This window comes from Bradyrhizobium sp. 61 (assembly GCF_023073075.1).
GTDB lineage: Bacteria > Pseudomonadota > Alphaproteobacteria > Rhizobiales > Xanthobacteraceae > Bradyrhizobium > Bradyrhizobium barranii.
Map to the genome: position 1 here is coordinate 38,763 of NZ_JADPIU010000112.1, position 13,724 is coordinate 52,486.

Annotated in this window: 16 protein-coding genes; 8 read left to right on the forward strand and 8 right to left on the reverse strand. The window is 64.8% G+C overall.

What is annotated here, in order from left to right; all coding sequences use genetic code 11:
* Positions 1-3 precede the first annotated feature (3 nt).
* Positions 4-327, forward strand: coding sequence for a YkgJ family cysteine cluster protein (locus tag IVB46_RS42810; RefSeq protein ID WP_247316121.1), 324 nt, complete (start codon positions 4-6; stop codon positions 325-327).
* Here the strand turns inward: IVB46_RS42810 and IVB46_RS42815 are convergent.
* Positions 324-737 carry a hypothetical protein gene (locus IVB46_RS42815; RefSeq protein WP_028148857.1) on the reverse strand — a complete coding sequence of 138 codons (414 nt, stop codon included), beginning with the start codon at positions 735-737 and terminating at the stop codon, positions 324-326. The genes IVB46_RS42810 and IVB46_RS42815 overlap by 4 nt on opposite strands.
* Before the next feature lie 293 nt (positions 738-1,030).
* Positions 1,031-1,378, reverse strand: coding sequence for a DUF3307 domain-containing protein (locus IVB46_RS42820; RefSeq protein ID WP_038942474.1), 348 nt, complete (start codon positions 1,376-1,378; stop codon positions 1,031-1,033).
* A gap of 402 nt (positions 1,379-1,780) precedes the next feature.
* On the opposite strand from IVB46_RS42820, the gene IVB46_RS42825 reads away from it, so the two are divergent.
* The 4 genes from IVB46_RS42825 to IVB46_RS42840 all read left to right on the forward strand — a co-directional run bounded on the left by IVB46_RS42825 (position 1,781) and on the right by IVB46_RS42840 (position 5,633).
* On the forward strand, positions 1,781-3,226 hold the full coding sequence (locus tag IVB46_RS42825; protein ID WP_166078267.1) for a TAXI family TRAP transporter solute-binding subunit: 1,446 nt from the start codon (positions 1,781-1,783) through the stop codon (positions 3,224-3,226).
* Positions 3,227-3,349: 123 nt separating this feature from the next.
* On the forward strand, positions 3,350-3,568 hold the full coding sequence (locus IVB46_RS42830) for a hypothetical protein (RefSeq protein ID WP_071916752.1): 219 nt from the start codon (positions 3,350-3,352) through the stop codon (positions 3,566-3,568).
* 157 nt (positions 3,569-3,725) lie between these two features.
* Positions 3,726-4,835 (forward strand): cyclic nucleotide-gated ion channel, encoded by a 1,110-nt coding sequence (locus IVB46_RS42835; protein ID WP_071916753.1) that lies wholly within the window; start codon positions 3,726-3,728, stop codon positions 4,833-4,835.
* A gap of 12 nt (positions 4,836-4,847) precedes the next feature.
* A complete protein-coding gene (locus IVB46_RS42840; protein WP_247345992.1) occupies positions 4,848-5,633 on the forward strand; it encodes an enoyl-CoA hydratase/isomerase family protein in 786 nt (261 codons plus the stop codon).
* Here the strand turns inward: IVB46_RS42840 and IVB46_RS42845 are convergent, their stop codons facing one another.
* Positions 5,634-6,056 carry a DUF6157 family protein gene (locus IVB46_RS42845; protein ID WP_223153768.1) on the reverse strand — a complete coding sequence of 141 codons (423 nt, stop codon included), beginning with the start codon at positions 6,054-6,056 and terminating at the stop codon, positions 5,634-5,636.
* 29 nt (positions 6,057-6,085) lie between these two features.
* Complete coding sequence (locus tag IVB46_RS42850; RefSeq protein ID WP_247345995.1) at positions 6,086-6,730, reverse strand: glutathione S-transferase family protein; 645 nt, start codon at positions 6,728-6,730, stop codon at positions 6,086-6,088.
* Between the two features lie 84 nt (positions 6,731-6,814).
* Between IVB46_RS42850 and IVB46_RS42855 the strand changes: the two genes are divergently transcribed.
* Positions 6,815-7,798, forward strand: coding sequence for a YafY family protein (locus IVB46_RS42855; protein WP_247316126.1), 984 nt, complete (start codon positions 6,815-6,817; stop codon positions 7,796-7,798).
* Positions 7,799-7,936: 138 nt separating this feature from the next.
* A complete protein-coding gene (locus IVB46_RS42860) occupies positions 7,937-8,170 on the forward strand; it encodes a hypothetical protein (protein ID WP_014498305.1) in 234 nt (77 codons plus the stop codon).
* A 56-nt stretch (positions 8,171-8,226) separates the two neighbouring features.
* On the opposite strand, the gene IVB46_RS42865 is transcribed toward IVB46_RS42860, so the two are convergent.
* From IVB46_RS42865 to IVB46_RS42875, 3 genes are all read right to left on the reverse strand, one after another.
* Positions 8,227-9,174: a fatty acid desaturase gene (locus IVB46_RS42865; protein WP_247346056.1), complete on the reverse strand. Its 948-nt coding sequence runs from the start codon at positions 9,172-9,174 to the stop codon at positions 8,227-8,229.
* A 15-nt stretch (positions 9,175-9,189) separates the two neighbouring features.
* Complete coding sequence (locus IVB46_RS42870; RefSeq protein WP_247316127.1) at positions 9,190-10,209, reverse strand: alpha/beta fold hydrolase; 1,020 nt, start codon at positions 10,207-10,209, stop codon at positions 9,190-9,192.
* Between the two features lie 156 nt (positions 10,210-10,365).
* Entirely contained in the window at positions 10,366-11,169 is an 804-nt protein-coding gene (locus IVB46_RS42875; protein ID WP_247316128.1) for an MBL fold metallo-hydrolase, read from the reverse strand.
* 129 nt (positions 11,170-11,298) lie between these two features.
* Between IVB46_RS42875 and IVB46_RS42880 the strand changes: the two genes are divergently transcribed.
* The gene (locus IVB46_RS42880) at positions 11,299-12,711 is read left to right on the forward strand and encodes an AraC family transcriptional regulator (protein ID WP_247316129.1); all 1,413 of its coding nucleotides are present in this window, start codon (positions 11,299-11,301) and stop codon (positions 12,709-12,711) included.
* Here IVB46_RS42880 and IVB46_RS42885 read toward each other — a convergent pair.
* Entirely contained in the window at positions 12,708-13,715 is a 1,008-nt protein-coding gene (locus IVB46_RS42885) for an NAD(P)-dependent alcohol dehydrogenase (RefSeq protein ID WP_247316130.1), read from the reverse strand. The two genes, IVB46_RS42880 and IVB46_RS42885, sit on opposite strands and share 4 nt — an antisense overlap.
* Between the last annotated feature and the right edge of the window lie 9 nt (positions 13,716-13,724).

The window sequence follows — 13,724 nt, forward strand, 5'->3', positions numbered from 1 at the left end:
GCGATGGAAGAGACCTCCCCCGTCGACCTGTCGAGCTGGTGCCAGAGCTGCGGCGCCTGCTGTGGCTATTCGGAGAACTGGCCGCGCTTCTCGATCGAGAGCGACGAGGAGCTTGCCGCAATTCCCGAGACGCTCGTCAACGCGCGCCAATCCGGCATGCGCTGCGAGGGCGATCGCTGTTCGGCGTTGCGGGGGGAGATCGGAAAGCAGACGGCCTGCGGCATTTACGAGGTGCGGCCGGAGGTGTGCCGCACCTGCATGCCGGGAGACGCCGAATGCGCGATGGCGCGGCGGAAATTCGGACTGCCGGTAATCGAGGCCGCTTAGGCTGGAACGGCTACAGCTGGAACGGCTTCGCTGACCTCGTCGTCGAACCCGTCCTCAAGCGGTGCAAGCACCGAGAGCGGCTTGGTCGACAGCGTGATCGGCTTGCGGCCCCCCGACAGTGACGGCGACGATTTGACCGTGCTTTCGCGCGACAGCGCGTAGAGCGTCGAGCCGACGCGGCCACCGTTGTCGATCAGGTCACGCTCGTTGCAGCTGGCTGCGATCGCGACCGCCAGCGAGTGCAGATGGCTGCGGCGATAGCAGAACAGCGCCAGCCTGGCGCGCGCGTCAGGGGAAACACTCTCAACCAGCCTCGGCAGGCCACTCTCGCTGGCGCGATACATCTCACCAAGGAGCTCGTCGCGGACCGGGCAGAAATCGCTTTCATATGCGTCGCGGCTTGAAAACATTGCGGTTCTCCTCGTTGCCGAAGATGCAGCGCAATTCTCTAATGAAAGGTTAACCACGCCGCCCGGTAGTCACCCGGGGTCCTTGCGCCCTCGTCGCGAATCGGAGGCGCCCTGGTGGGTTGAAAACGGGGTTGACGACCGCCTGCGGCCATCCTTCGAGACGCCCGCCATTGGCGGGCTCCTCAGGATGAGGTCTGTTTCTGCTGAAAGATCTTAACCCCTCATGGTGAGGAGGCGCGAAGCGCCGTCTCGAACCATGCAGGCCCGGCAGCCACTCCGGCGAGCCGCCGGCCTCAGTTCGCCGCCATGAAGATGGAAAGGCCAAAGCCGGTCAAATGATGCAGGGCCTGGTCGACGCCGATCAGGGTCCAGAACCAGGGATGCGCCAGGTCGACACCGAAATTGGCGGAGACGAACCCCTTGGCGCGGTCGATGGTGATGTGGATCGCGAAGTCGATGAACGCGACGAACCAGAATCGCGGCGCCACTATCAGGATCAGCGGCAGCGCAACCGCGAGGTGAATCAGGCAATGCACCAGAAGCGGCAAAGCCCAGCCGTGCTTCTGGTCCTTGCCGTGCGCCATCCAGGCGGTCTGGAGCACGAAATCGGCGATGATGTGCTTGAAGGTGAGCAGCAACATCCAGCCAATGAGCGCTTCGACCGGAACCGCCGATGACATGGGTGGAAACGACAAGCTGACGCCCTCATTGACGTGACAAGAAAGATCGGAGCGTTAGCGCAACTTCTTTTTGGACCGGTCAAATCGCCGGGACGTGTGATTTATGACATCTCCCGCGACGGAATGCAGCCGGGGGGAACTGGAAAATCGCCAACTGTGGCTAACTGGTGATAGGATGACCAATCGCCGCGGCCAGATCGAGTAAGGTTACCTCCGGCTCGAATTTTGCATTCCGGTACCGGCGCGCTATCATTGTCGGCAGAGAATATCGTTCTTTTTTCAGACGTTTAGGAATTGCAGGGCGCCCGCCGCGATCGCATCCGCGAGCCGTCCGCCACTCAGGAATAGGGCCGGAGTGCTGCCATGAGTACTGAAGGCCCAACCTCGTCACCGACCGAACCGCCGCCGCGGCGCCCCAAGGTGATCAAGACCAATCAGCAGCAGGTCTTTCTCTACGTCGTGCTGACCCTGCTGCTGTCGCTCGCCACCGTCTGGGGCGGCCGCGCCATGCTACACAATTCGGAGACGCTGACCTTTGCCGTCGGCACCCCCAACAGCGACGAGGCGCTGTTCGCCGCCAAGCTCGCCACGCTGCTGAAGAACAACGCCTCGCGCTTCCGGATCAAGATCGTCAACAACGCAGACAATGCCAAGGCGCTCGCACAGTTCGACCGCAAGCAGGCTGACCTCGCCGTCCTTCGCACCGACACCAAAGTGCCGCTGCGGGCGCGCACGCTCGCGATCCTCGAGCACGATCTGGTGCTGCTGCTCGGTCCCGGCAACAAGAAGATCAAGTCGCTCGCCGAACTCAAGAAGAAGAAGGTTGCCGTCGTCGCCGAGAACGAATCCTCGCTCGCCTTCGTCCGCAGCATCCTCGACATCCCCGATGGTCCGGATGCCGCCAGGATCCAGATGGCGCCGCAGGGTGCAACGCTCGACAAGCTGTTTGCGCCGGCGAGCGGCTTCGGCGCGGTGATCGCCATCGTCCATGCCTCCAGGGCGGTGCGGGACAAGGCCTATGAGCAGGTCGCCAAGCGCGGCGGCTTCACGCTGAACGCGATCGACGAGGCCAAGGCGCTCGCGCGCAAGATTCCCGGCATTTCCAGCGAAACGCTGACTGCGGGCACGCTGTCCGCATCGCCGGAAATTCCCGACGACGACCTCGACACGATCGGGCTCGAATGGCTGCTGGTCGCGCAATCAAGGATGTCGGCGAGCACGGCGGGCGAGCTCGCGCGCGTCGTCTATGAGAACAAGTCCGCACTCGGGCTCGACAACGGCTTCGCCAGCCGAATCGAGCCGGCCTCCGTCGAGAAGGATGCCTACGTGATGGCGCATCAGGGGGCGGCCGACTACATCAACGACGACACCAAGTCGTTCATGGATAAGTACAGCGACCTGATGTATCTGGGCGCCGCCGCGCTCAGCGTGATCGGCTCGATCTTCGCAGCGATCTACGCCAAGATCACCCGGATCGCGCCTGAGAAGGCTGGCGAGCTTTCCACCGCCGTCCTCGACATCGGCGAACGCATCGAGCACGCCCATTCGCTGGACCAGCTCGAATGTCTCCAGGACGAGCTGGAGGGCATTCTGCGCGGCGCGGTCATAGGTCTCAGGGACGGCACGATCAGTACCGACGGGCTCGACACCTTCAAGCTCGGCTACGAGTTCGTCCGCGACGAGATCGGCATGCGCCGCGACTATCTCAAACGCCACTGCGGCGAGGCCGACAAGGTCGCCCAGGATACCGCCCCTCCCCAGCAGGACGAGAGCAAGATCGTCGTGGTGAAGACAGCTCAGAGTGCCTGACCTATCGATTTGACGGGTCTCGCAGCGGCGCCCTGCCGGCATTTCCCGCGAATCCTCCGGCCGAATTCGGGAACCGCCCCCATCCACAACCGTTTGCTCCCGGATACAACCGGAGCACGCGCCATGCGTACACTCCTCGTCATCATCCTTCTGGGCATGCTGGTGGCGGCTGGCTATTTCGCCTATTCCGCAATGACGATCGAGGGCGAGCCGATCCCGACGGAAGGCTATGTGGCGTTGGCGCTGGGCGCGGGTTTCGCCATCGTCGTCGGCATCGGCTTGATGATGTTGCTTTTTTTCAGCAGCCGCCGCGGCTACGACGAGCCGCCGCATTTCAGGTAGCGCCACGGATCTCACGGCACCGGGCTTTCCGCGCTCCTGTCCGACGATGCTGCGGGCAGTCCCCTGCCCGTCGTTGACGGCTCCTGCCCGGGCGGGCACTTTGGCGGCGGCGTCCCAGCCGGGACCGCAACAGACACGATCGAGCCCGCCTTCCCGCATGTCCAAGCCGCTGATCCCCGCATTGGCCCAGTTCGTGGCCGCCACGGCCGGCCGCAACATGACCAAGGCGGCCTATGTGGCGGTCGGGCTCGGCGTGCTCAGCATGGTGCTGCTGACGGTCAACCCGGCCTATGAGACGGCTCACCGCTGGGTCGACGCCCTGCTATGGGCCTGCCTCGTCTATTTCGTGTTCGAATGGGTGGTCCGGCTGCGCCACATGGCACAAACGGGGCGCCTGTCGCTCTACATGACCTCCTCTGCCGGGCTGGTCGATGCTCTGGGCGCGCTGGCCGTGCCGGTCGCGCTCCTGATCGGCATCGAGCCGAAGACGGCGTGGCTGCTCAGCGTGCTCTGGGTATTGAAGGTGGTGCCGGGCATTCCGGGCCTGCGGCAGCTGCGCCGGGTGCTGGTGCTGGAATCGGGGCCGCTGGTCAGCGTGCTCGTGATCTTCCTGATGGTGGTGTTCCTCGCTTCCGTCGCCGAATATTTCCTGGAGCGGGACGTGCAGCCGCAGACTTTCGGCAGCGTCCCCGCCGCGCTGTGGTGGGCTGTCGTCACGCTGACGACGACGGGCTACGGCGACGTCGTGCCGGTGACGCCGCTCGGGCGCATCGTGGCGGCGATGGTGATGATCTCAGGCCTCGGCGTGTTCGGGCTGTGGACCGGTATCCTGGCGACCGGCTTTGCCGCCGAGACCCGGCGCGACAATTTCCTCAAGACCTGGGAATCCGTCAGCAAGGTGCCGTTCTTCGCAGCGCTCGGCCCTGCCGCCATCGCCGACGTCACCCACATGCTGCGCACCATGGAGCTGCCGGCGCGCACCATGATCATCCGCAAGGGCACGCAGGGCGACTGCATGTATTTCATCGCCGCCGGCGAGGTCGAGGTCGACCTGCCCGGCAAGAAGGTCCAGCTCGGCGAGGGCGCGTTCTTCGGCGAGATGGCGCTGCTCGGCAACAACAAGCGCGGCGCCAATGTCTCGACCACGAAGGTGTCGCGGCTGCTGGTGCTCGACCTCGTCGACTTCCGCGTGCTGATGGCGCGGCACCCCGATCTCGCCGAGACCATCGATGCGGAAGCCAAGCGCCGCACACTCGAGAACAAATAAATGGAGACAAGAATGTCGGACACAGCCGACGCAGCCTCAGGCCCCGTGCTCGAACGTGACGGCGCACGCGCCACCATCCGCCTCAACCGGCCCAAACATCTCAACCGGCTCCAGGCCGAGGATCTCGGCGAGCTGGTCAGACTTTTCGACCGGATCGAGGCCGATCCTGATATCCGCGTGCTGGTGCTGACCGGCACGGGGCGGGCCTTCTCGGCGGGCTATGACCTCAACTCGGTTGCCGAGCGCGCGGTCAGCGCCAACGAGCAGCAGAGCGCGGGCTCGGCGTTCGAGGTCGTCGTCAACCGGCTGGAGGACCTCGGCGTGCCGACGATCTGCCGGCTCAATGGCGGCGTCTATGGCGGGTCGACCGACCTCGCGCTCGCCTGTGATTTCCGCATCGGCGTCGACACCGCCGAGATGTTCATGCCGGCGGCGCGGCTCGGGCTGCATTACTACAGAAACGGCATCAAGCGTTACGTGACGCGGCTCGGCGTCGACAATGCGAAAAAGCTGTTCCTCACCGCGCAGAAGATCAGCGCGCCGGAGATGCTGCGGATCGGATACCTCACGGCCATGGTGCCGGAGGAAACGCTCGATGAAGAGGTTGACAAGCTCGCGAGCGTTCTCGCCGGCAACGCCCCACAGGCGATGCGCGGCATGAAGCGCGCCATCAATGAATTCGCCCGCGGAGAGCTGGATGAAGCCGCCGCCGATCAGCGCCACCGCGACAGCATGCGCGGCGACGAGATCAAGGAAGGTATCAAGGCGTTCGCGGAAAAACGGTCGCCAAAATTCTGATCACGCCCGCTGCGACCGCATCGCGCGCACCTGCGTGAGCTTGGGATCGCGGACGAGCGCCTGGTAGCGCTTGCTGTCGACGGCGTAAATCGCGATCCGGCCCTCACTGTCGGCATGAACGCCCCAGCCGAAGCGCTTGCCCAGGCTCGACGCCCTCATGCACGCCTGCCCCCGGGAGAAGAACGCTTCACGGGCCGCGCGCTTCTCCGTCTTCGTCGCCTTCACATCGAGCTCGCGTCCCGGCGCGGACGTCGCGAAGATCACGTCGTCGGACGTGTGCTTGTAGGGTGCCTTGGCGATCATCCCGTACTGCAGGCACGCCACCGTCGGCTTTCCCGCGCGCAGCGGCGGCTCCTCGCCGGTATGCGCGGGACAGTCTTCAGCGACCCGGATGAAGGTGTTGAAGCAGTTGGTCGTGTGCATCGACTTTGTCATCTGCAACCCTGGATCATTCAACCACCAGCAGCCGCGGCGTGCTGCGCCGCCATCTCGTCGTCGGCGGCATTGATCCGCTGGAACGCAGGCCGCGAGGTCATGCGTTCGGCATAACGAACGAATACGTCTTTCTTCGGCACGATGCCGAACATCATCGTCCAGCTGAACGCGACGCCCCACAACACATCCGCCGCCGTCATGCGCTCGCCGAGCAGATACGGACCCTTCGACAGTTGCACCTCGAGCGCGCCCAGCATGGCGTCGTAATCGGCATAGGGTGACTGCATGATCGGTGCCGGCTCGCGCTGCATGAACTTGTCGATCAGGGCCGGCTCGAACGATGCGCCGTAATAGGCGATCCAGCGCAGGTAAGGACCGCGCAGCGGATCGTTCAGTGCGGGCGTCAGCCCCGCCTGCGGAAACAGATCGGCGAGATAGATGGTGATCGCGACCTGCTCGGTCACCAGCGCCTCGCCGTGGCGGACCGCCGGCACCTTGCCGAGCCGATTGATGGCGAGATAAGCGGGCTTGCGCTGCTCGCCGGCCTTCATGTTGAGGACGTGGAGATCGTAGGGCGCGCCCAGCTCCTCCAGCAGCACCCGCGTGCCGGTGGCGCGGCTTTGCGGCGAATAATACAGGGTGATGCGGTTTTGATCGGTCATAACAGGTCTCCATCTGGCCGGCTGGCGATGGCGCTTGTAGCGGACCATACCTGACATCCGGTGTCAGGTATGGTCTAAGGGATCATGCGCGCGAGCAGAATGCTGTCGATCCTCACCACCCTCCAGGCCAGGGGGCAGGTCACTGCGCCCGAGCTTGCGGAAGCCTGCGAGGTCTCGGTGCGCACGATCTATCGCGACATCGACGCGCTCGCGGCGTCCGGCGTCCCTGTCTATGCCGACCGCGGCGCGGAGGGCGGCTATCGCCTGCTCGACGGCTATCGCGTGCGCTTGAACGGCCTGTCGCAGAACGAGGCGGAGGCTCTGTTCCTTGCGGGACTGCCGGGACCGGCCGCGGCGCTCGGGCTGGACGCGGCGATGATCGCCGCGCAGAACAAGCTGATGGCGGCACTCCCTGCCAACCTTCGCGAAGACGCCGGGCGGATGCAGGAGCGTTTTCACCTAGACGCACCCGGCTGGTTCGGCGAGACGGAAGAGCCCAAACATCTGCGCACCATTGCCGGCGCGGCTCTGCGCGGGACGCTGATCAAGATCCGCTACCAGAGCTGGCGCGCGGAGAAGCAGCGCCGCGTCGCACCGCTCGGGCTGGTGCTGAAGGGCGGCAGCTGGTATCTCGCCGGTCACGTCGACGGCAGCACGCGCACCTATCGCATCGCGCGCGTGCTGGACTGCACCGCGCTCGACGACCGCTTCGATCGTCCCGCCGCGTTCGATCTCGCCGCCTATTGGCAGGCTGCGACGCTTCGCCTCGAAGCCGAGATGCATCCCAATGTCGCGATCGTGCGGCTGTCGCCGTTCGGCGTCAAACTGCTCGACGCGCTGAGCCAGCCTTACGTCAAGGCGCGCACCCAGCTTGAAGAGACCGCGGATGCGGACGGCTGGCGCATCGCGCGCGTTCGGACCGGCAAGACGTCATGGCACGCGGCATCCGAATTGTTGCGGCTGGGGTCCGAAGCCGAAGTGCTGGAGCCCGCCGATCTCCGCGAGAAGATGGCGGAGATGACGCAGGCGATGGCTGCGCGCTATCGCGCAGCGGCGCGAAAAGCCTGACAGCGGCGCATTTCACCGAAGCTCACGAAACATTCCTGAAACACGATTCCTGCCTCGCGCCCTGAACGCGTTCGCGTCTCAGCCCGACGGAGAAGCAGGGACACAACAACGGCCTTAGCGCCACACTGGAGAATGAAAATGTTTCGTAAGCTTGCTCTTGGTCTGATCGCTGCTGGTTCGCTCGGTGCGGCCGCTCTCGCGCCCACCGCGGCTTCGGCCCACGGCTTCCATCATCACTGGGGTCCCGGCTGGGGCTTTGGCGGCGTCTACGTCAACACTGGCGTCAGCAACTGCTACCAGGAGCGCGTCGTCAGGACCCGCCATGGCCTGCGCGTCCGCGTCGTGAATGTCTGCGCCTACGGGATCTACTGATATCTGATGCCCTCGACAAAGCTCCGGTCGCACTGCGGCCGGAGTTTTGCATTGGGTTAACCAATCTGCCGATGCCGGCGAAACCAGGCCCAGGTCTCGCGCGTCGTCCTGATATAACCGCGGCCGCGATGGACGATCTCGTCGTCGACGATCTCGTTCAGCTTCGGCAGCGCGTGAAACGGGATCGAGGGATAGGCGTGGTGCTCGACATGGTAGGGCATATTCCACGCGAACCATTTGACGATCGCGCTGGTGTAGGTGGTGCGCGTGTTCTGGAAGGCGCTGCGGGTGCGGTCGCAGCCGGTGTGCTCGGCATAGAGATAGGGCCGCAGGAAGGACTGCCCGATGATCAGCGGGACAATCCAGACCCAGAGCAGCAACGCCGAGGAAAACCACAGCGAGAGCGCGAGCAACAGCGCATAGAGCCCGGCATAGGCGCGCGCCTCGCGCACGATGGTGGCGCGCTTGTTTTCGGGAATCCAGGGCACGGTGACCTTGCCGGTGACGGCGTGGCCGAGCATCAACCGGAGGCGGCCGGCGACCTGAAGCAGGCCGCTATAGGCGAGCGCAAGCTGCGTGTCGGATGTCGGCTTCACGCCGACGATCAGCTCCGGGTCCTTGTCCGGATCCTGGGTGTAGCGATGATGGTCCCAGTGAAACAGGCAGTAATATTCGTAAGGTTGTCCGATGATGAAGGCCGAGGGATAGCCGACCGCAAGGTTGAGGCCACGGCTCCTGAACGCGGTCTTGTGCGCGGTCTCGTGCAGCGCCATGAACAGGAAGGCGACGAAATAGCCCTGCACCGCCATCAGCGGCAGCGCCCATAACACGCCCCAGGCTGAAGAGACCTTCCAGACCAGCGCGCCGACCAGCACGACCAGGCCGTAATGGCTGAGACTTTTCGCGGCCCCCCTGAGATTGGAGCGCACCGACAATTCGCGCAGCATGGCCGGGTTCAGCGGCTTCAGACGATGGCCGGGCTCTGAAACGGTCGCGTCAGTCATCATCGAAGGCTCGTCCTATTTGCTGAGAAGCTCTGCGACCTCGGCCTTGAGGAAGGCCTGGTCGCGCGGATTGTTGACGGGGTTGCCGGCGCGATGGCCGTGCAGCGACGGGATCGGATGCAGCACCGCCGATTTTGCGTTGACCAGCCTGCCGAGCTCGTCCTCGTTGTCGCGGACATCGAAATAGCGGTCGGTCGCACCCGGCATCAGCAGCATATGCGCCTTGATCGCGGCCAGCGCCCGGTCGAGATCGCCGCCGAATGAAGCGCAACGACTGATGTCACCGCGTTGCCAGATCCCGGCCTGCGCGAGGAGATCGTTGGCATCACGCCGGGCAAAGGTCGCGTCCCAGTTCCGGACCAAATAATCCTCGAGCGAGGTGAAGCCCGCCTCGCGCCAGAGCTCGTCGCGGTAAAAGCCGTGCGACATCGCCCAGCCGGCATAGACGCGTCCCATGGCGCGATAGCCGGCAACGGGCTTCTCGACGAAGCGGCCGTCGCGGAAGGCGGGATCACCGGTCAGCGCAGCCTTCACACTTTCGAGGAAGACGTAATTATAGGGCGCGCAGCGCGCACTGCCGCAGACCACCGCGGCCCGCGCGACCATGTCGGGATGCAGCGCCGCCCAGTGATAGGTCTGCATGCCGCCCATCGACCAGCCATAGACCAGCGCGAGTTTTGTGATGCCGAAACGCTCGGTCAGCAGCCGGTGCTGGATCGCGATGGCGTCGTGATAGGTGATTTGCGGGAATGGCGCCTCGCCGGAATTCGACGGCGAGGACGACAGGCCGTTGCCGAACAGATTCGGGATGATGATGAAGTAGCGCGTAGGGTCGAGCACGCCATCGGGCCCGATCAGCCATTCCGTGTCGTAGTGTTGGGCGCTGAACGAGGTCGGGTAGAGAATGACGTTGTCCCTGGCGGGGCTGAGGGTGCCGTAGGTCTTGTAGGCGAGCTTCATCGCGGGGAAGACGGCGCCGGACTGAAGCGTGACGTCGCCGGCCTCAAAGATCTCGTAGTCGCGCTGCCCGGTCATGCGTCCAACTCCCGCTCACGCGGCCGCAGCATGCGCCCGCCGAGACAACGATGCATTGTTCGTGCCGGACCGGCAAACGCATCGTTGCGTCGCGCTTAATATCTGTACTTATAGTACAGTTATTAGATCGAAACAAGGGGGTTTGGTCGTCGCGCGTCAGGCGATGGCCGCAATGTATCGCTGCACGGACGCCGCGAATGCGGCCTTGGCATCTAAAGCGATGTTGCGGCCCCACCAGGCGCCGTAGATGCGGTCAAAGGCGAGCGGCTCCACAGCGGCTGCGATCCGCCGCACCGCGCCGGCGTTGAGCGGCATGTAGTTCGGATAGGAGTACATGAAGCTGACGAAGCGGCGGTCCATCGCCACCTGCGCGATGTCGCCCGTGAGCAGCGCGCCCTTGCCATCCGCACCGCGCGCATGGTGCAGCATGGTGGCGCCCGCGAAATGACCGCCGGTGCGCAGCAGCAGCACATCGTCGGAGATGCGCTGCTGATCGCCGGTCCAGTGCACGATCGAGGGATGCGGACGCGTCACCCATTGGCGATCATCGGCATGCAGATAGACCGGCGCACCGCCGAACGCCTCGCTCCAGTCGGCAAGCGCGCCGTAGTAGTGTGGATGCGAGATCGCGATCGCCTTCAGCCCGCCCAGCGAGCGCACATGCGCGATGGCTTCCGACGTCGCCAGCGGGACGCAGTCCCACATCAGACAGCCGTCGCCGAGCGGCACCAACAGCGCGCGCTGGCCGATGGCGAAGCTCGGCTCGGACCCGATGCCGGTGAGGCCGAGATCATCCCGCCAGGCAAGGCGGTGCCGTTCCGCCAACGCTTCGCGTGTGAGGAAGGTTTGGCCCTTCCAGTTCACGAACTGCCGCTCGTCCTCGCAGATCGGACAGGATGCGGGCGGCTTTTCGCTTTCTGGAAATTGGGCGCCGCAGGTTTCGCAGGTCCAGAGAGGCATGGCCATGATCCAGAAGAAGGAGGGGACACCCACGAGATGACGCCGCAGCCCTCCCATCGCAAGTGCGGAGGAACCAACCCGGCCAGCACATGTTACTTTCCGGTCCGCCCCCGCGCCAGTTGGCCGGTCATGTCAGACCGTCTTGTCAGCCCTGCTTGTGCAAGACCATTTCCGCCGGCAGTCGCTCAACGTCTCGATGGCATCGCGCTCCCCTCCCCGCCGCTATCGGGCTGTCTCGGCTACAAGTTCGGCTATGTCGCCGTGCTCGCGCTGGCAGCCGCGTTCGGCGCCATCGCGATCGCCTGCGTGCTGATGATCCCCGCAAAGGCGATCGACGATCGCGCCTCGCGCGGCTGCAAGGAGAATGACCCCGACAGCGCGCCGGATGCGTTCACCATGCTGCTCAAGCACCGGGCGCTGCTCGTGCTGGCGCTTTTTCATCTCGGCACACCGGGCTGCGGCACCAGGTCGCGGTCACAGCGCGTCATTGCGCGTGGCTTATCACGCAATCCGGCGCTTTTGCGGTTGCGGAGCACCGGCCTGACGATACAACCTGCCGTAAATCGCCAACTAACCTGCCCTTCCCGATCGATGATCCAGCCTCAACTCTCATTCGATGGCGACCCGAATGGCCAGGCCTATGAAAGATGGCGCGAGCAGTTTTGCCGCCAGGTCGCCGACGTCGATTTCGTTCCGATCGGGGAAGGACGTGTTCACCGGACCATTTCGCCGGCCATTCTTCCGCGCCTCCGACTCTCGGCCTCGTTCGGCACGCCGATGTCCTTCGTATCGCTGGGGACGAACGACGAATTGGTGATCACGATGTCGCCGAATTCGGCGCTGAGCGGGACCATGGGACGACGTCCGCTGGAGGTCGCCGCCGGCGACGTCACGATCGGCGACCCCTCGATCAAGGGCGCCCATATCACCCAGACGACACACGGCAACTTCCAGACCGCGCTACTGCCGCGCAAGGCGCTGCTGCGCGCGTGCCCGAATGCCGAGGACCTGATCGCGCGGTCGATCCCCGGCGCCAATCCGATCACGTCGATGTTCCTGCGATATTATGACCTCGCGCACACTTATGCCGACAAGCTCGCGCCCGCGGAGCTCGATGCGGTCTCGCAGCATTTGTTCGACCTCTCCGTGCTGATGATCGGAGCGCGCGGCGATGTCGCCGAGCAAGCTCGCATGCGCGGCCTTGCGGCGGCGCGTCTCGAAACCCTCAAATCCGACATCCTGGCCCAGCTCGACAACCCCGCGCTGTCGCTCACCGTCCTTTCAGCCGCGCACCGGATCAGCCCGCGCACGATTCAGTTGATGTTCGAGCAGGCCGGCATCACCTATAGCGGCTTCGTGCTGGAGCAACGGCTGCTGCGCGCCGAGCGGCTGCTTCGAAATCCAAACCTGCGCGCGCGCAAGATCATCGAGATCGCGCACCTCGCCGGCTTTCACGACGTCTCCTACTTCCATCGCGCGTTCCGTCGCCGCTTCGGACGGACGCCCGACGACGTCAGGAAGCTCTCCGGCGAGATGGGCTAAGGAAACTCAACCACGATCTTGCCGAAGTGGCCGCCCTGTTGCATCAGCCGCAGTGCGTCCGGCACGGCATCGAAGCCGAACGCACGGTCGATCACCGGCTTCATGCCGTTGCGGCCGATCGCGGCTGTCATCCCCTCGAACATCCGCCGGCTGCCGACCGACAGGCCGATCACGTGAAGGTTCTTGGCGAACAGGCTCGGGATCGCGATCTGCTGCGAGACGCCGGTGAGCACGCCGATCACCAGAATGTTGCCACCGACCCTGATAGCCTCGAGCGACTGCGCAAAGGTATCCTTGCCGCCGACTTCAACCACGTGATCGACACCGCCGCCGGTCCAATCGGCCGCGGCCTTGCCCCATTCCGGCACCGTACGATAATTGATGGTGTGGTCGGCGCCGAGCGCCTTGGCACGTTCCAGCTTCTCGTCGCTCGACGACGTCACGATCACGCTCGCGCCGGCGAGCTTTGCGAATTGCAGCGCGAAGATCGAGACACCGCCAGTGCCCTGCACCAGCACGGTGTCACCGGGTTTCACCCTGGCCTCCTCGAACAGCGCGCGCCACGCCGTGAGCCCGGCGCAGGGCAGCGTCGCCGCTTCCAGGAATGAAAGGTACGATGGAATGCGGCTGACGCCCTCGGCATCGAGCAGCATCACCTCCTGCAACACGCCCGGCCGCGTACCGCCGAGCGCATAGCGGCGGCTGGTCGCCGACACCTTCCCGTCGATCCAGGACTGGAAGAACATCGGACAGACGCGATCGCCAACCGCGACGCGGGCAACGCCGTCGCCGACCGCGATGACTTCGCCGGCGCCGTCCGAGAACGGGATCAGCGGCAATCGGGAGACGCCGCCCTTGCCCTGCACCGTGAGCAGATCACGGTAGTTGAGCGATGCCGCCCTCATCCGCACCGCGACCTGCCCCGGACTAGGCGTGGGCTCGGGCAGATCGGCCAGCTCCATCCCCTCGATCGACCAGTCGCGCGCGACCTGCCAGACCTTCATGGCGACCGC

Excerpts from the sequence above, each read along its gene's own strand:
- IVB46_RS42810 (WP_247316121.1), top strand. The coding sequence starts at position 4 with ATGGAAGAGACCTCCCCCGTCGACCTGTCGAGCTGGTGCCAGAGCTGC.
- IVB46_RS42815 (WP_028148857.1), bottom strand. The coding sequence starts at position 737 with ATGTTTTCAAGCCGCGACGCATATGAAAGCGATTTCTGCCCGGTCCGC.
- IVB46_RS42820 (WP_038942474.1), bottom strand. The coding sequence starts at position 1,378 with ATGTTGCTGCTCACCTTCAAGCACATCATCGCCGATTTCGTGCTCCAG.
- IVB46_RS42825 (WP_166078267.1), top strand. The coding sequence starts at position 1,781 with ATGAGTACTGAAGGCCCAACCTCGTCACCGACCGAACCGCCGCCGCGG.
- IVB46_RS42830 (WP_071916752.1), top strand. The coding sequence starts at position 3,350 with ATGCGTACACTCCTCGTCATCATCCTTCTGGGCATGCTGGTGGCGGCT.
- IVB46_RS42835 (WP_071916753.1), top strand. The coding sequence starts at position 3,726 with ATGTCCAAGCCGCTGATCCCCGCATTGGCCCAGTTCGTGGCCGCCACG.
- IVB46_RS42840 (WP_247345992.1), top strand. The coding sequence starts at position 4,848 with ATGTCGGACACAGCCGACGCAGCCTCAGGCCCCGTGCTCGAACGTGAC.
- IVB46_RS42845 (WP_223153768.1), bottom strand. The coding sequence starts at position 6,056 with ATGCACACGACCAACTGCTTCAACACCTTCATCCGGGTCGCTGAAGAC.
- IVB46_RS42850 (WP_247345995.1), bottom strand. The coding sequence starts at position 6,730 with ATGACCGATCAAAACCGCATCACCCTGTATTATTCGCCGCAAAGCCGC.
- IVB46_RS42855 (WP_247316126.1), top strand. The coding sequence starts at position 6,815 with ATGCGCGCGAGCAGAATGCTGTCGATCCTCACCACCCTCCAGGCCAGG.
- IVB46_RS42860 (WP_014498305.1), top strand. The coding sequence starts at position 7,937 with ATGTTTCGTAAGCTTGCTCTTGGTCTGATCGCTGCTGGTTCGCTCGGT.
- IVB46_RS42865 (WP_247346056.1), bottom strand. The coding sequence starts at position 9,174 with ATGACTGACGCGACCGTTTCAGAGCCCGGCCATCGTCTGAAGCCGCTG.
- IVB46_RS42870 (WP_247316127.1), bottom strand. The coding sequence starts at position 10,209 with ATGACCGGGCAGCGCGACTACGAGATCTTTGAGGCCGGCGACGTCACG.
- IVB46_RS42875 (WP_247316128.1), bottom strand. The coding sequence starts at position 11,169 with ATGCCTCTCTGGACCTGCGAAACCTGCGGCGCCCAATTTCCAGAAAGC.
- IVB46_RS42880 (WP_247316129.1), top strand. The coding sequence starts at position 11,299 with ATGTCAGACCGTCTTGTCAGCCCTGCTTGTGCAAGACCATTTCCGCCG.
- IVB46_RS42885 (WP_247316130.1), bottom strand. The coding sequence starts at position 13,715 with ATGAAGGTCTGGCAGGTCGCGCGCGACTGGTCGATCGAGGGGATGGAG.